Source organism: Variovorax sp. KK3, assembly GCF_001984055.1.
Taxonomy (GTDB): domain Bacteria; phylum Pseudomonadota; class Gammaproteobacteria; order Burkholderiales; family Burkholderiaceae_C; genus Variovorax.
Genome location: NZ_LYVO01000203.1, coordinates 1 through 433 on the forward strand (window position 1 = coordinate 1; position 433 = coordinate 433).

1 protein-coding gene is annotated in these 433 nt (G+C 64.2%); it reads left to right on the top strand.

Translation table 11 applies throughout. The features are described 5' to 3' along the window. Nucleotides 1-433, top strand: a 433-nt coding sequence (locus B0W80_RS35840; RefSeq protein WP_179107113.1) for a hypothetical protein, incomplete at both ends; no start/stop codon positions are given.

Below are 433 nucleotides of genomic sequence, written 5' to 3' on the forward strand. Positions count from 1 at the left end.
CCAACGTGCGAGGCGACAGCGTCTGGTCGAACCACATCGACGCCCAAGGCCGCACCGACTGGACGGACGTCACCCAGGACGACGGCAGCCACGACTGGGCCGACTACGACCAGACCGACGTGCGCAGCGACAGCATCTGGCAGTCGCACACCGATCCATGGGGCCGCACGGACTGGGTGAATGTCTTGCAGGACGATGGCTCGCGCACCTGGTACGACTACGACCAGGCCGGTTCGCATGCCTGGTCGACCATTCAACTGATGTTCGACAGCCAGGGGCAAAGGGACCACCGCACCGACTGGTTCGACAACGGGGAGCGCAACGAGTACGAGTACTACCCGAGCCAGCATCCCGACGCGTACACGATCAACCACTACTACGCCAACGGCGCCGGTGCAGGGGGAACGGTGCAGTTCGATGGCCACAACTTCGC